This window comes from Nonomuraea sp. NPDC050451 (assembly GCF_044458585.1).
The window spans coordinates 17,434-32,030 of the sequence record NZ_JBITHZ010000043.1 but is presented as its reverse complement, the minus strand read 5'-3'; the positions used below and the strand labels follow the sequence as shown (position 1 = coordinate 32,030).

The 14,597-nt window shown below is 68.5% G+C and carries 12 protein-coding genes; 2 read left to right on the top strand and 10 right to left on the bottom strand.

Features of this window, described 5'->3' with window-relative positions; all coding sequences use genetic code 11:
• Nucleotides 1–22: 22 nt before the first annotated feature.
• The 9 genes from ACIBI9_RS57960 to ACIBI9_RS57920 all read right to left on the bottom strand — a co-directional run bounded on the left by ACIBI9_RS57960 (nt 23) and on the right by ACIBI9_RS57920 (nt 10,246).
• Nucleotides 23–1,945, bottom strand: a complete 1,923-nt coding sequence (locus ACIBI9_RS57960; RefSeq protein ID WP_397236041.1) for a glycoside hydrolase family 127 protein — start codon at nt 1,943–1,945, stop codon at nt 23–25.
• Between the two features lie 31 nt (nt 1,946–1,976).
• A complete protein-coding gene (locus ACIBI9_RS57955; protein ID WP_397236039.1) occupies nt 1,977–2,585 on the bottom strand; it encodes a YesL family protein in 609 nt (202 codons plus the stop codon).
• The gene (locus ACIBI9_RS57950) at nt 2,585–3,508 is read right to left on the bottom strand and encodes a carbohydrate ABC transporter permease (protein ID WP_397236037.1); all 924 of its coding nucleotides are present in this window, start codon (nt 3,506–3,508) and stop codon (nt 2,585–2,587) included. Before ACIBI9_RS57950 ends, ACIBI9_RS57955 begins: the two co-directional genes overlap by 1 nt.
• Complete coding sequence (locus tag ACIBI9_RS57945; protein WP_397236035.1) at nt 3,505–4,470, bottom strand: ABC transporter permease; 966 nt, start codon at nt 4,468–4,470, stop codon at nt 3,505–3,507. Before ACIBI9_RS57945 ends, ACIBI9_RS57950 begins: the two co-directional genes overlap by 4 nt.
• A complete protein-coding gene (locus tag ACIBI9_RS57940) occupies nt 4,470–6,068 on the bottom strand; it encodes a hypothetical protein (RefSeq protein ID WP_397236033.1) in 1,599 nt (532 codons plus the stop codon). The genes ACIBI9_RS57945 and ACIBI9_RS57940 overlap by 1 nt, the downstream gene beginning before the upstream one ends.
• Before the next feature lie 139 nt (nt 6,069–6,207).
• On the bottom strand, nt 6,208–7,227 hold the full coding sequence (locus ACIBI9_RS57935) for a LacI family DNA-binding transcriptional regulator (RefSeq protein ID WP_397236031.1): 1,020 nt from the start codon (nt 7,225–7,227) through the stop codon (nt 6,208–6,210).
• Nucleotides 7,224–8,207 carry a LacI family DNA-binding transcriptional regulator gene (locus ACIBI9_RS57930; protein WP_397236029.1) on the bottom strand — a complete coding sequence of 328 codons (984 nt, stop codon included), beginning with the start codon at nt 8,205–8,207 and terminating at the stop codon, nt 7,224–7,226. The genes ACIBI9_RS57935 and ACIBI9_RS57930 overlap by 4 nt, the downstream gene beginning before the upstream one ends.
• A 29-nt stretch (nt 8,208–8,236) precedes the next feature.
• The gene (locus ACIBI9_RS57925; protein ID WP_397236027.1) at nt 8,237–9,349 is read right to left on the bottom strand and encodes a cellulose-binding domain-containing protein; all 1,113 of its coding nucleotides are present in this window, start codon (nt 9,347–9,349) and stop codon (nt 8,237–8,239) included.
• Nucleotides 9,350–9,418: 69 nt separating this feature from the next.
• Nucleotides 9,419–10,246 (bottom strand): SGNH/GDSL hydrolase family protein, encoded by an 828-nt coding sequence (locus ACIBI9_RS57920; RefSeq protein ID WP_397236025.1) that lies wholly within the window; start codon nt 10,244–10,246, stop codon nt 9,419–9,421.
• Between the two features lie 837 nt (nt 10,247–11,083).
• On the opposite strand from ACIBI9_RS57920, the gene ACIBI9_RS57915 reads away from it, so the two are divergent.
• A complete protein-coding gene (locus ACIBI9_RS57915; protein ID WP_397236023.1) occupies nt 11,084–12,472 on the top strand; it encodes a hypothetical protein in 1,389 nt (462 codons plus the stop codon).
• Here the strand turns inward: ACIBI9_RS57915 and ACIBI9_RS57910 are convergent.
• Nucleotides 12,456–13,004 carry a hypothetical protein gene (locus ACIBI9_RS57910; protein ID WP_397236021.1) on the bottom strand — a complete coding sequence of 183 codons (549 nt, stop codon included), beginning with the start codon at nt 13,002–13,004 and terminating at the stop codon, nt 12,456–12,458. The two genes, ACIBI9_RS57915 and ACIBI9_RS57910, sit on opposite strands and share 17 nt — an antisense overlap.
• Before the next feature lie 391 nt (nt 13,005–13,395).
• Between ACIBI9_RS57910 and ACIBI9_RS57905 the strand changes: the two genes are divergently transcribed.
• Nucleotides 13,396–14,292, top strand: coding sequence for an ADP-ribosylglycohydrolase family protein (locus ACIBI9_RS57905; RefSeq protein WP_397236019.1), 897 nt, complete (start codon nt 13,396–13,398; stop codon nt 14,290–14,292).
• Nucleotides 14,293–14,597 lie beyond the last annotated feature (305 nt).

Genomic DNA, 14,597 nt, shown 5'->3' with positions numbered 1-14,597 from the left:
AGGCTTCCGTAACTCTTCTCCTTCACTCCCGCCCGTCGCGGATCCAGACGGTCATGTCGGAGAGGCCGCGGTTGGCCCAGAAGAAGTACGGCACGGCGGTCAGCGTGACGTTCCGCCGGGCAGGAGGACGGTCGCCGTACAGCGAGCCGTCGGTGCCGGCGTCCGTGGTGGCGTCGGCGTTCAGGGTGACGACGCCGGTCCGCTCGTCCGGGACCGCGTGGACGGGGGTGTCACGGGCGAGGGTGAGGCTGTGCACGGCGCAGTCGTGGTCGACGCCCTCCAGGCAGAACACGATCGGCCCGCGCTCGAGAGCGACCTTGCCGGCGGCGGAGGCGACGGCGGGATGCGCCCAGGTCCGGCGGACCTCCATGCCGAGATCGATCTCGACCACGTCGCCGGCCCGCCAGCGGCGGGAGAGGGTGCAGTAGCCGTCGCGGAGGACGAGCCGGTGAACGGGTTCGCCGTTGACGGTGACGGTGGGCTGCCGGCTCCAGCCGGGGATGCGCACGGCCAGCGTGAACTCCGCCTCGTCGTCGGCGTGGGTGACCGTGATGGCCAGGCGGCCTTCCTGGGGGTAGGCGGTGTCCTGGCGGAGGGTGACCTCGCCGCCGGCGAAGGTGAAGCGAGCGGTGCCGGCCACGTACAGGTTGACAACGGCTTCGCCGGGTCCCTGGGCGTAGACGTAGCGGCCGAGCTCGCTGAGCAGCCGGGCGAGGTTGGGCGGGCAGCAGGCGCAGTCGAACCATTCCTGCCGGGTGACGGTGCCGTGGCTGGCGAGGGGGTTGCCGTAGAAGTAGCGGGTGCCGTCGGCGGAGGCGCCGCTGAGGACGCCGTTGTACAGGGCGCGTTCGAGGGCGTCGACGTAGTGGCCGTGGCCGGTGAGGTTGCTCATCCGCCGGGCCCACTGGACGAGGCCGATCGCGGCGCAGGTCTCGGCGTAGCCGTGGGCGTCGGGCAGGTCGTACTCGGGTCCGAAGCCTTCGATACTGGGGTCGGAGCCCATCCCGCCGGTGATGTACAGCTTCTTGTCCGTGACGTTGCTCCACAGCCGCCGCACGGCCTCGAGCAGCCGGTCGTCGCCGTACTCGCCGGCCAGGTCGGTCATCGCGCTGTACATGTACATGGCGCGGACCGAGTGGCCGACGGCCTCGGCCTGGTCGGCCACGGGCAGGTGGCTCTGGTTGTACTCGCGGAACCGCCGCAGGTCGCGGGGCCGCCGGGGGAGCCTGGTGCCGAAGTAGCCGGGGGTGCCGCGGCGCCGCAGCTCGGTCTCGAAGTAGAAGGGCTGCTCCCCGCGCCAGTCGATGAACCGCCTGCCGAGGTCGAGGTAGCGGCGCTCGCCGGTCGCGCGGTAGAGCTTGACCAGCGCGAGCTCGATCTCCTGGTGCCCGCAGTAGCCGCCCGCGCGGGGGCCGTCGGCGCTGAAGACGGTGTCGATCAGGTCGGCGTAGCGGCGCACGATGTCGAGCAGCCGGGTCTTGCCGGTCGCCTCGAAGTGGGCGACGCCGGCTTCGATGAGATGGCCGGCGCAGTACAGCTCGTGGGCGTCGCGGAGGTCGGTGAACCGCTCCCCCGGCTTGACGACGGTGAAGTACACGTTGAGGTAGCCGTCGTCCTGCTGCGCGCCGGCCAGCAGTTCGATCGCCTCGTCGACGGCCCGGTCGAGCTCGGGGTCGTCGGTGGTGGCCAGGCAGTAGCTGGCCGCCTCGATCCACTTGGCGACGTCGCTCTCCCAGAAGATGTGCGGTTCGTCCGGGTCCCCCGGCCGCCAGGACAGGCTCAGGGCGTCGAACTGCTGACCGGGCCGGCGCAGCTGGCCCTCCTGGTGCCGCAGCGTACGGGTACGGATCAGCTCGCGGCGCGGCGCCCAGAACTCGTCGTCGATGGTGACCGCGGTCAGCGGCAGCGGCTCGCGGCGCAAGGCGGCGGCAGAGGTCATGGTCATGGTGTTCCCAACGAGGTTTCGTGAATGATCGTCACGAGCCCGGAGCCCTGGGCAGGACCGCGGTGCCCCAGACGTAGGCGAAGGAGGCGAAGGCCGGTACGGCGACGCCGAAGACCGGGACCAGCCCCGGGACGACGTAGTAGGCGCAGAGGACCACGCCGACGACGAGCAGCGTGACGAGCGCCTGGACCGGGCGGGCGAGGACGAGGATCGCGCTGCGGCGGACGAGCGCGCCCGGCCCTTCGTCGAAGTGGGCGGCGAGGATCCAGACGTTCACGGTCATGCACGACACGAACAGCGTGACCAGCCAGAGCAGCGCGCCCAGCAGCGGCTCGACGACGCCGAGGTCTGCGCTCTCCAGCAGCCGCCGGTCCAGCAGCAGCACCGCCCAGGCCGCCGCGAAGACGTAGCCCACCACGTTGGCGGTGCGGAACTCCTGCCGCCAGAGCCGGCGGAACTCGCGAGGCGCCCCGGAGTGCAGGAACTCGCCGCGGATGACGCCGTACACCGCGGCGGTCGCGGGGAAGACGCCGAGCACGATGCCGCCGGCCAGGCTCCACACGACCCACAGCAGGTGCAGCTTGAGCAGCAGCAGGCCCACCTCGCCCGCCCTCGTGTGCCAGGTGAGGACGCGTCTCATCAGCCTTTCACCGACCCGATGAGGACGCCCTTCTCGAAGTAGCGCTGGAGGAACGGGTAGAGCACCAGGACCGGGAGGCTGGAGACGACGATCACGCCGTACTTGATCTGGTCGGCGTACTGCTGGTCGTAGGAGGTGCCGCTGCCTCCGGAGGCCCCGACGCCACCGGCGAACGCCTGGTTGGACAGGAGGATGTCACGCAGCACGATCTGCAGCGGTTGCAGCGCGTTGTCCCGGACGAACACCATGCCGGTGAAGAAGTCGTTCCAGTGCTGGACCAGGTAGTACAGGCCGATGACCGAGACGATCGCCTTGGACAGCGGCAGCGCGACCCTGGCGAAATACTGCAGGTAGGACACACCGTCGATCATCGCCGCCTCGAACAGCTCCTTCGGCAGCGAGTGCTCGAAGAACGCGCGGGCGATGATGAGGTTGTAGACGTTCACCGCCGACGGCAGGACGAACACGAGCCAGTTGTCCAGCAGGCCGAGATCGCGATAGAGCAGGTACGTCGGGATCAGGCCGCCGTTGAAGAACATCGTGAACACGAAGAACAGCATGAGGATCCGCCGCGGGCGGAACTCCGGCCGCGACAGCGCGTACGCCGCGGGGATGGTCACGACGAGGTTCAGCGCGGTGCCGACCACGCTGTAGAGCAGCGTGTTGCGGTAGCCCGTCCAGATCCGTTCGTCGTTGAAGATCTCCCGGTACCCGAAGAGGTTCAGGCCCTTCGGGTACAGCCACACCTCCCCGGTGGAGATCAGCGACGGGTTGCTCACGGACGCGATCACCACGAAGTAGACCGGATAGACCACCGCGAACAGCACCGCCACGCAGATCGCGCCCAGCGCCAGCATGAAGACGACGTCGCCCGGTGTCTTCTTGCGGAAGAGTCCCTTGCTCTGCAGGGGGGTCGCGCTCACCACAGGCTCCAGTTCGACACGCGGCGGGCGATCGCGTTGGCGGCGATCAGGAACACGAAGTTGATGACCGTGTTGAAGAGGCCGATCGCGGTGGCGTAGCTGAACTGCGTGCTGAAGATGCCGATCTTGTAGACGTACGTCGCGATGACCTCGGACACCGGGAGGTTCAGGTTGTTCTGCATCAACCAGACCTTCTCGAAGCCGGTGTTCAGCACGCCGCCCATGGTGAGGATGAGCAGGATCACCATGGTCGGCACGATGCTCGGGACGTCGACGTGCCGGATGAGCTGCAGCCGGTTCGCGCCGTCCACCTTGGCCGCCTCGTACAGCTGAGGGTCGACCCGCGACAGCGCGGCGAGGTAGATGATGCTGTTCCACCCGCAGTGCTGCCACACGTCGGAGATCACGTACACCGGCACGAACGCCGCCGTGTCACCGAGGAAGTTCACCCCGTCCAGGCCGAAGGGGGCGAGGACCCGGGTGAGCAGTCCGGTGGACGGGTTGAGGAACGCCTGCAGCATGCCGACGATGACCACGATCGAGATGAAGTGCGGCAGGTACGTCGCCGTCTGCATGACCCTTTTGCGCCGGCCGCCGGCGATCTGGTTGATCATCAGGGCCAGCAGGATCGGCGCGACGAACCCCACCACGAGCGTGGTGAAGGCGATGACGAACGTGTTCTTCAGCAACGGCCAGAACAGCGGGCTGTCGAAGAACTGCCGGAAGTACTTCAGGCCGACCCATTCGCCACCGGTGAGACCGGCGGTGAAGTCGAACTCCCGGAAGGCCAGCTGGATCCCGTACATCGGGACGTACATGAACAGGGCGACGAACCCCACGGCCGGCAGGACCATGAGCCACAGTTGCCAGTACCGCCTGACGTGCCGGCCGACACCCAGCCCGGATCGGTCCCGGGCGCCGGCCGCCACCGGCTTGCGAGCCGCGACGAGAGATTCCGCCATCAGCGCGTCTTCACGTACTCGTCGTAGTAGCGCTGGTAGATGTCGATGTTCTTCTGCAGGCCGGCGTTCTGGACCTGCTGGACGTACTGGCCCCACTGGTCCTCGACGCCGCCCTTGGTGATCCACTCGGCGAACTTCGTCATCGCGCTGTTGAGCATCGTGGTGTTGTTCAGCCCGAGCTGGTTGGTGTCGTCAGGCTTCATCTGGATGAACTGGAACGGGTAGACGTCCTTGTCGACGTCCATGTTCGCCAGGGCCTTCTGCAGCGGCTTGGTCTGCTCGACGGCCTCGTCCAGGTCGGCCGGCAGCTTCACCTCGATGTCGTCCCGGATCCAGACCGGGCCCGCGTCCGCGATGGTGACCGTCCACTTCCAGGTCGACGGGTCGACCTTGGCGTCGGCCGGCGGGAGCACCTCGTACTCCGTGTCGCTGATCTTCTTGACGTACCGGCCGAGGTCGCCCCACAGCACCTGCAGCGACATCTCCTTGTCGTAGAAGGCGTTGACGACCTTGAGCGCCGCCTGCTTGTTGCTCGTCTTGGCGGACATGAGGATCTGGTTCGACGGGAAGTTCTCGCCGTTGGAGTCGTAGGTCCAGGTCACCGGTGTGGTCTGGCCGGCTTCGGCGAGCAGCGGCGCCATCGCGACGTACTGGTCGGCCAGCTCGGCGCCGAACCGGTCGCTGGCCGTCCAGCCCCAGCTGAAGCCGACCTTGGCCACCTTGCCGGAGCCGCGGCCGACCGCCTGGTAGGCCGAGTAGTCCTGCGTCATGACGTTCTTGCTGATCAGGCCCGCGGCGTAGCAGCGGTGGAGGAACTGGATCACCCGCTTGTAGCGCTCGTCGACCAGGAAGTTGCCGACCTTGCCGTCCTCGAGGAAGTAGCCCTGGCCGCCGCCGCCCGCGATCGGCAGGCCGACGCTGCCGAGCAGCACGCTGGGCTGGAAGTAGCCGAAGCCGCCCGTGCCCACCGGTGACCAGTCCATCGGGATCTCGTCGTTCTTGTCGCCGTTGCCGTTCGCGTCCTCCTCCTTGAACGCGACGAGCACGGTGTACAGCTCGTCCCAGGTGGTCGGGACCTTCAGGCCGAGCCGGTCGAGCCACTGCTTGTTGATGTACTGGTGGGTGACGGTCGTCGGCCAGAACCGCTTGTAGCCCGGGACCGCGTAGACCTCGCCGGTGGTCAGCGTGGCCATCGATTTGAGCTGCGGCTTCGCCACGAACAGCGCCTTCACGTTCGGCAGCGCGTCCAGGTCGTCGGCCAGGTTCTCGAAGAGCGTCCGGTACGTGCCCAGGTCGGCATTCGTGATCGCGTTCGTGCCGACGATCAGGTCCGGCACGTCGCCGGCCGCCAGCATGGTGGACTTCTTCTGGTCCCAGTCGGCGGAGATCTCCTGCCACTGGATCTTCACGCCCGCGATCTTCTCCAGCTGTTTGGGCCACTCCATCGTGCTCATCGGCTTGGTCAGCGGATGCTTGCTGACCAAGATCCGCAGTGTGTTCGGATCGCCTGCGGAGTTCTTGCCGGAGCAACCCGCGAGTGCGGTGAGGCCGGCCGCGACGACGAAGGCCCGGCGGGACAGAGCCGGTGAAGTGGTCATGCGGTCCTCCTGAGGGGGGACGGAGGGTGTGACCGAGATCTCGGTGAATGTTTCAGCGATGTTAGGGGCCGTCATTCAGCGTTGTCAATGACGAGACAAACAGCGGAACAACTGACCGCCTCAAGGGGTGCGGAGTGGGTCAGGCCTGCGCGGACGAGTCGCGAATCAGCAGGTGCACACCGGTGTGCACCTGCCGGGCCGCGCCGTCGTACCCGTCGAGGCGCTCGATGAGCAGGTGGACGGCGGCGGCCACCATCTCGCCCTGATCGGGGCTCACCGACGACAGCGACGGGATGGTGAACTCCCCTTCGTCCGTGTCGTCGAAGCCGGTGACGGCGACGTCCTCGGGGACCCGGATGGCGTGCGCGCGCAGGGCTTTCAGCACACCCACGGCGATCGTGTCGTTGACGCAGACCGCGGCGTCGAACCTGGGGCCGGAGCGCCGCAGCAGTCCCACCATCGCCTCGTAGCCCGAGGCCCTGCGGTCCCAGTCGGAGCTGTAGGCGACGAGCGAGGGGTCGTGCTCGATGCCATACTCTTCCAGGGCGGCGACGAACCCGGAGTAGCGGTCCCCGGTCGGGACGGCGCCGGCCGGACCGTTCCAGACGAACGCGAGCCGCCGCCGGCCGGTGGCCAGCAGATGCCGGGTGATCGCCAGGAAACCGGCGTGCTCCCCCATCAGCACACAGTCGAGCGCCTTGATCGGCGCGCCGCCGAGGGCCACCGCCGGGCGCCGCGCCGCCGCGCCGGCGAGCAGTTCGTCCGACAGGTGGTGCGGGCAGATGATGACGCCGTCGACGTCGGCGGTCGTCACGCCGAGCACCGCGTCGCGCTCGCGGGCCCCGCCGTGGGCGATCCGCAGCGTGCTGGTGAACCCGCACTCGGCCAGGGCGAGGATGAGGCGCTCGGCGTTCTCCGCGAAGTAGGGCTGGTAGAGGTTCGGCACGACGACGGCGATCCGGCCGGTCCGGCCGGAGGCGAGCCCGCGTCCGGCCTGGCTCGTGGCATGTCCCGCCTCGTAGCCGACCTCCTCGACCGCGGCCTGGACCTTGGCCCGGGTGGCGGCCGAGACATGCGGGCGGCCGAGAAGGACGTTGGACACGGTCTTCGCCGAGACCCCGGCCCGCACGGCGACATCCGCCAGCGTCGGGCGCTTCATCGCGCGTCCCGGCCGAGCGTGGACTCACGCCGGATCAGCTCGACCGGCGAGACGACCGCGCGCGGCTGTCGCGGCGCCGTGCCGGCGAGGCGGTCGGCGAGCAGCTCCAGCGCGCTGCGCGCCAGCCGGGCCGGCCCGGGGTCGATCGTGGTGAGCGACGGCGTCGAGAACCGTCCGTCCTCCAGGTTGCCGTACCCGGCCACCGCCACCCGTCCCGGGACGTCCACCCCGTGCTTGACCAGCGCCGCGAGAGCCCCGAGCGCCACCTCGTCGTTGACGCACAGCAACGCGTCGACGTCCGGGTGCCGCTCCAGCAGCTGTACGGCGGCTCGCGCGCCCGCGCGCCGATCGGCCACCTCACCGAGATCCGCACACGGCACGGGCACCGGGCCGGATCCGTCGAGAGAAACGCGCAGCTCATTCTGATGCGCGCCGAGCAGCGCCGGGCGGGACCGGCCCATGACGGCGAGGTGGCGGGCCACCAGGGCCGCCGCCTCCGCGACGTCCTCCTCGACATGGTCCACCTCGGCCGCGCCTCCTTGCACGACGACCACCGGGCGGTCGTCCAGCCCGTCGCCGACCGGCGCCGCCGGCCCGATCAGCACCACGCCGTCGAACGTCTTCCCCCTGGCGGCGAGGACCGCCGCCAGCCGGGCCGGATCGCCGTGCGTCGGCTCGACCGCGGCCAGCATCCCCCAGCGATCCGCCTCGGTGACCAGAGCTTCGACGAGACCGGCGAGATACGGGCGGCGCAACTCGGTGACGGCGATGCCGACCACCCCGACCTGCCCGGTCCTGAGCGCCCTGGCGGCCCGGTTGGGGACCCAGCCGAGCTCGTCGATCGCCGCGTGCACCCGTCGCACCTTCTCCGGACGGATGTGCGGCTCGCCGTTCACCACACGTGACACGGTCTTGATCGAGACGCCGGCCCGATCGGCCACCTCCCGCATCGTCACGCGCATGCGTACAGCGTAGGTCACGGTAGGACTTCTCAGCATTCGGATTGTGATCAGCAGGACAGCGGTGCCGAGCCGAGCGCCACGTCGTCGTACCAGAGGGTGCCCTGGTCGCTGCCGTAGCTCTCCCAGCCCAGCCGCAGCGTGGCCGGGCGCGGCGCGGTGGTGCGGCGCAGCCACTGGGAGTCGACGTCCTGCGTCGGGGTGCCGTCCACGCGCAGGCCGGCGACCTCCTGGTCGTCCAGGTACGTACGCATCGACTGCTTGGTGGTGTCGATCTCGTAGCGGAGGCAGACCCAGCGGTTGACGGGAAGCGCGGCGCTGAGCGCGACGCCCGCCGGGCTCTGCTCGGGCAGGGTGGCGTCGTCGGACTCGCGGTTCCACTGCAGGGCGCCGTTCTGGCCGCCGATGCGCAGGTCACGGTTGCCGTCGTTGGCGTCGGCCATGGTGATCATGCTGACGTGCGTCGCGGGCAGGGCGGTCGTGTGCCGGACCCACATCCTGCCGTAGACCACCGGGCCGACGCGGGAGACGTCGCGGGTGGTGCCGACGAAGAGGTGGTTGCAGTAGCCGCCGCCCCCGTCGACCCGCAGGGACTTGCCGCCGCTGTGCGCGATCGCGGTGTCGATCACGGCCGTGCCGGTGCCGGCGCAGTTGGGGGTGACGACCTGCCAGTCGCCGGACGGGCTGCCCGCCTGGTCCTCGAACCCGGAGCAGACCGCCGCGCCCGAGCAGCCAGGCGGCACTGTGGGCGTGACCGTCGGGGTGACGGTGGGCGTGACGGTGGGGGTCTGGCTCGGTGTGGTGGTGCCGTTGCAGGCCACGTCGTTGAGCGTGAAGTCGGTGGGCGCCGGGTTGGCCGCCGACCAGGTGGCCTGCAGGCCGAACTCGGCACTGCCGCCCGTGGCCAGCGCGCCGTTCCACGCCACGTTGGCCGCCGTCACGACCTTGCCGTTCTGCTCCACCTGCGCGTTCCACGCGCTCGTCACCCGCTGGTCCCCTGCGTACGTCCACCGCAGCCGCCACCCGCTGAGCGCCGTCCCCAGGTTCGTCACCTTCACCTGCGCGGTGAAGCCGCCCTGCCAGGAGTTGACGGCGTAGTCCACTTTGCACCCGGTGTCCGCGGAAGCGGGGACGGTCACGGCGGCGATGGCGCCGATCGCCACGGCGACGCAGGCGACGACTGCCCAGAGCCCTCCCTATGCGCCTGACCAGGGAGCTCACCGCTGAATCTTTCATCTGGTCGCGGCGAGGGCGGACAGGATGCTGTCGGCGATGACTCGATGTCCGGCGGCGTTGGGGTGGTCACCGTCGGCGGCCAGCAGCGGGGTGTCGTCCCGGGAGCCGTCCCCCTTGAACGGGCCGTAGAGGTCGACGTAACGCGCGCCTTTCGCCGCGGCCGCACCGGCGAGGGTCCGGTTCACCGCACGCGTGAGGGCGTCGCTGTTCGACACGTACGTCCTCCCCTTGGCCCGGGCGCTGTCGCCGTCCAGGAACACGTTCCAGTAGCCGGTCACGACGATCCGGCTGCTCGGGCGCTTCTGCAGCGCGCGGACCTTGCCGAGGATGCCGTCCACGTTGGCGCGCAGCTGCGCGAGGTCGTTCTTGTAGCAGGCCAGCCCCGCGCGGGGACCGCAGTCGTCGTCCTCGAGCGAGGCGCTGTCGAAATCGTTGGCGCCGATGGTGATGATCACCAGGTCGGCGTGCGCGATGGCGTCCATCGCCGACCCGCTGCCCACGTGGTCGAGCAAGCCCTGCGAGGTGAGTCCACCAGTGGCCAGGTTGTCGAGGGCGACGGCGGTGCCCTGCTTCGTCGCCAGGGTCTTCCTGATCAGCGAGACGAAGGTGTCACAGTCGCACGCGGCGCCCGCCGGCACCGAATCGCCCAGCCCCACGATGGAGGACACCGCCGCCGCCGATCCGGTGTGAGGGGTGGCGACGGCGACCGTGTCACCGGCTCGCGCGTCTCTCGTCACTCTCGTGACCGGGACGGCCTCAAGCGCGACGCTCCAGGCCGCGGCGAGGATCGCGACCGTCGCGACCACCTTGAGCCGCCGGGTCATGCCGGTATCGCGGCGGCTTGCTCCGTGACGCCCGCGCATGCCGCCTTCCCACCGCACGCAATCGCCCTCCTGCCTCCGCCGCCACGCCCTCTCGGCTTCGTGTCCGTCTGTGGCAGCGCCTGCGAGATGCACCAGCTTACGCCGGACACTTCACGCAAATCCCCCACTTCACCCTGGGCCCACCGGACATGCCGACAAGAGTCGCCCTTCAGCGGGAAGGAGCGGGTGGCCTCCGGAGTGCGATCAGTCGCCTGCCACGGGCCCCCAGAGCATGCCGTCCGCGCCGAGCGCCGACTGGCCGACGACCTGGCCCCGGTTGTTGAGGCCGGTCGCCTCGGCCCCGTTCGGTGACGGCGCCGTCCTCCCGCAGGAAGGCGCGCTGGGTCTGCTGGTCCGCCGGCAGGCCCACTCCTTCGGTACGGCGATCTGGCCGGCCGGGTTGATGCCCGCAGCCTCGCTGCCGGCGACGAGGTGAGCCTGCTGTAGGGGTCGGGCGGCAGGGTGCGGTGGTCGCCGACGATGACGCCCTGGTCGACGTCCCCGGGAAACGCGGCGTACCCCCGAAGGTGCCCAGGTCCTGCACCATTCCTTCGTGCCAGAGGAAGGCGTGACCTTTCTCCGACTCCGCGTAGCTAACGCGTCACCCATTTTCACCAAGATATGCCGGAGCGCAGGCCCGCGCCGCCGCGCGGTAAATGGCCATATTTCACGATATCGCCGAGTAGATCTACTCCATAGCGATCACAGGGCCTCGATATCGGATTGGCGAAGGTGTCAACGTGGATCACGATCCAGGCGTCACCTGACCGGAAACGCCCGCGCCAAGGAGTTCGACGCATGGCCAAAACCGATATGCGGTTGGTTCGCATGTTCAGAGGTGCTCCCGGGGAGCATTTCCACAGTGCCGGCTACCTGGTGGACGTCCGGCTCGTCCTTGTCCTGCGAACAGGAGCCACCACTGCGCTGGACAGCGGCGAGGTCGTCCACGTCACGGTCGGATGCGATCCTGAGCGACTCCGTGCGGGCCGCGTGATCGAGGCCAGCGCCCGGCACGACATGGCGGCCGTACTGCTGGACGAGCCGGTCACGGAAACCATGCCCGCCCTGCGCTGGGGATCTCTGTCGAGCCTGACCGGCCGCATCGGCTGCGAGATCCGCTATCTGGCCGGGGACCATGGGCCGGAGCGGCAGATCCAAGCCTACGTGGAGCCCGTCACCGCCGGCGGTGACCGCTTCTACGAGGTCGAGCCGACCGACGCCGACTTCAACGGCCCGGACGCCATCGGCGGCCCGGTCATGGCGGGGATGGACCTGTTCTGCGGGTTGTTCTGCCTCGTGGACTCGATCCCGGTGGCGAGACCGGTCGAAGGACTGTTGGCGGATACGTCTTTCCGCAGCCTGCTGAAGCGGCATCTCGTGTCCGTGCCGCGGCTCAGACCGATCCCGACCGCGACACCCGCGACTGCCTTTTCGGTCGTGCTGGGTGTGGGGCTGGCAGCCGTCGCGTTCTTCTTGAACCTCTTCAACGGCCCCCTGCAGACGACCGCGCTGCTGGCCGCGGGCGTGGCGGTCAGCCTGCTCGCGTGGTTCTTCATCACGTCCGTGCAGGAGAGCCGGCGCCTCGGCCCAAGACAACGGCACCGCTGGGCGCTCGCCGCCTTCCTGAGCGCGGGCCTGGCCGCAGGAGGCGCGTATTGGGGGTCGATCGTGCTGGAGGGCAGCGCCGGATACCAGACTCCGGTGTGCTTGTACCAGGTCTCGAACGACAACAAGAATGGCGCGTTCCCGGTCCCACTCAAACCAAGCGGTTCGGTCGAACAGGAATTCGTCATCAACGCCCGGACGATATCATCGATTTTCGTCATCATGGGCATGGATCCCGCATTGACCGACCCCGCAGTCCCGCACGCGGCCCGCGTGACGCTCCTGTCCCGCAACCGTGAAGTGATCGACCAACGGAACGTGGAAAAGGTCGAGAACAACATCCAGACCCAGTTCTCGTTCACCAAGCCGATCGCGGTGGATTCCAGCGAAACCTACTATTTCCGGGTGACCAACCTCTCCAACGCCCCGGTGAGCGTCTACCTCAAGAAGGTCTCACCGACCGACCTCGTCCGCGACCCCGACAACGGCCCCGTGGTGGTCGGGCAGTTGGACCGCGCGGATCACCGAGAGGACGGATCTGCCGTGAGCGGATGCGTGCTCGGCATCAGAGCGAAGGCCTGATGACGACTTTGGTCCACCCGGCCCAGTCGCAATGCGAGGTGGCGCCGGCGTCGACCATGAGGCGCAACCTTCTCGCCCCCTGGTAGGCAGCGAGGTCGATCACCTTGGTACGCAGCTTGGCATCTCCGCCGGTGTCCCGTTCGGAAAACAGTTGCACCGCTCCCGTCCGCTCGGCGTCCAAAAGGTAGGCGCTGAAGTACGCGTCCCCCGCGGTATGGCAGTCGGGTACGCCCTTGGCGACATAGAACCCGAACGAGGCGGTGAGCCGATCGTGCGGTCGAATCGCGCGCGGCAGCCTGAAGTCGCCGACAATGGTGGTCTCGCCGTTGAACTTCGGATGCGTCCGCAGAACACGAGCCACGACCTTGCCGTCTTCCATCCGCTGGTCCGTCAGATAGTCGGCGACGCCCGGCGAATTCGGACCACGATTTTCCTGCCCCCACATCACGGGGATGTCCTGCCCGCTGTGCCAGGCGGCCTTGGGAGCCAGATCGAGAACATCGATTCGTTTGACGCCAGACGTCTCCTGCATGTCGCCCGAAGCACTCGGCGTCGGCCTGCCTGACGGCGACTCGGCAACCGGCGTACCGCGGCTGCTGTCTTGAATTGACGGAGCTCGTTCCTTCGAGCCTCCGAGAACAAGGCCGAGAGTCAATCCAGCGGCCAGACCGACGAACAGCGCAACGACGACGGCAATCGCAGCCCGCCCTGGATCACCTGGAAATCTCCACATTAGGGTTCCGGATTCATTCGCCCCTTGACCCGCAGACAGCCCGCCACCACTACATACACCCTAACCGTCATCGAGCACGCCGCCGCGTTGCGCGCTGACGTGGGCCGAGATCCGGCAACTGCCAGGCGTGGTCACCGGCGGCTCGCCGAGCCAGAGCAGCTTCCTGCCGACATACTTCACAATAAGAGTGATGTCAGCTCATCTCCTCGCACGCGCCACAGCCTCTCTCCTTGGTTTGGCTCTCGGCGACGCCTTCGGTTCCCAATTCTTCGTCCCAGCAAATCGTCGCGCCCTCTCTGCTCGCCTTCTTCCACCCGCCCCCTGGCAGTGGACCGACGACACCGAGATGGCGTGCTCCATCTATCGCGTCCTGGCGGACCACGGCACCATCGACCAAGACGAGCTCGCTGCGAGTTTCGCCACCCGTCACGACTTCGACCGCGGATACGGCCCGGCGACGAACCGAATACTCCGGCTGGTACGTGAAGGAGACGACTGGCGGAGGCTTTCGGCAGAGCTTTTCGACGGCCAGGGCTCGTGGGGCAACGGTGCCGCGATGCGCGTGGCACCACTCGGCGCCTGGTTCGCCGACGACCTGACACACGTCGTCCGACAAGCCGCCCTGTCGGTACAGGTCACCCACACTCACCCTGAAGCGATGGCCGGCGCCATAGCCGTGGCCGTGGCCACAGCCCTGACCGCCAAGGAGCCCAACCTGTCCCCCGGGCATTTCCTCGATCGCATCAGAGAACACGTACCCGCGAGCATGGTCCATGACGGCATTGCCGAGGCCCGGCAGCTCCTTACCATCAGCGATCCCGTACTGGCCGCCCGAATGCTCGGAAACGGGCGCCAGGTCACCGCTCACGACACGGTCCCTTTCACCCTCTGGGTGACAGCTCGTGAACGCCATGACTTCGAAGCGGCCATGTGGACCACGGCGGCGGCCGGCGGGGACGTCGACACCACGTGCGCCATCGTCGGCGGCATCGTCGCAGCCGCCGAGAACGGTCACCTCCCGCCGCAGTGGAGAAGAAGATGCGAGCCACTACCGGACTGGGCAGGTGCCCCCGCCACTCGACCGTGAATCCACCCGGGCCAGGACTCGCTGCTGAAGTGCTCGCGATCGGAGGTGCTGTGCCCTGGCTGCTGCATTCCGAGCTGAGGAGGCAGGACGACCTGCTCCTGCGCCTGCTCCTGCGGAGGCGGCGGCCCTCGTGCCCCACGGCCAGACTCCGTTCTCCTGCGTCGATCGCACCCTTGAAGCATGCGCCTGGAGTGCTGGAGCCGCCCCCGGGATCGGCCTGGGGATAACCCTTGCGACCGGGTCGCGTACCCGTCCTTTCGGGTAACGCGGGAGACGACGGCAGCTCCCTCGATCCGCCGCTCACC

Bases quoted from the DNA above. Each gene is read 5' to 3' on its own strand.
- ACIBI9_RS57905 (WP_397236019.1), top strand. From the start codon at position 13,396: ATGTCAGCTCATCTCCTCGCACGCGCCACAGCCTCTCTCCTTGGTTTG.
- ACIBI9_RS57935 (WP_397236031.1), bottom strand. From the start codon at position 7,227: ATGAAGCGCCCGACGCTGGCGGATGTCGCCGTGCGGGCCGGGGTCTCG.
- ACIBI9_RS57920 (WP_397236025.1), bottom strand. From the start codon at position 10,246: ATGACCCGGCGGCTCAAGGTGGTCGCGACGGTCGCGATCCTCGCCGCG.
- ACIBI9_RS57945 (WP_397236035.1), bottom strand. From the start codon at position 4,470: ATGGCGGAATCTCTCGTCGCGGCTCGCAAGCCGGTGGCGGCCGGCGCC.
- ACIBI9_RS57960 (WP_397236041.1), bottom strand. From the start codon at position 1,945: ATGACCATGACCTCTGCCGCCGCCTTGCGCCGCGAGCCGCTGCCGCTG.
- ACIBI9_RS57915 (WP_397236023.1), top strand. From the start codon at position 11,084: ATGGCCAAAACCGATATGCGGTTGGTTCGCATGTTCAGAGGTGCTCCC.
- ACIBI9_RS57955 (WP_397236039.1), bottom strand. From the start codon at position 2,585: ATGAGACGCGTCCTCACCTGGCACACGAGGGCGGGCGAGGTGGGCCTG.
- ACIBI9_RS57940 (WP_397236033.1), bottom strand. From the start codon at position 6,068: ATGACCACTTCACCGGCTCTGTCCCGCCGGGCCTTCGTCGTCGCGGCC.
- ACIBI9_RS57910 (WP_397236021.1), bottom strand. From the start codon at position 13,004: ATGCAGGAGACGTCTGGCGTCAAACGAATCGATGTTCTCGATCTGGCT.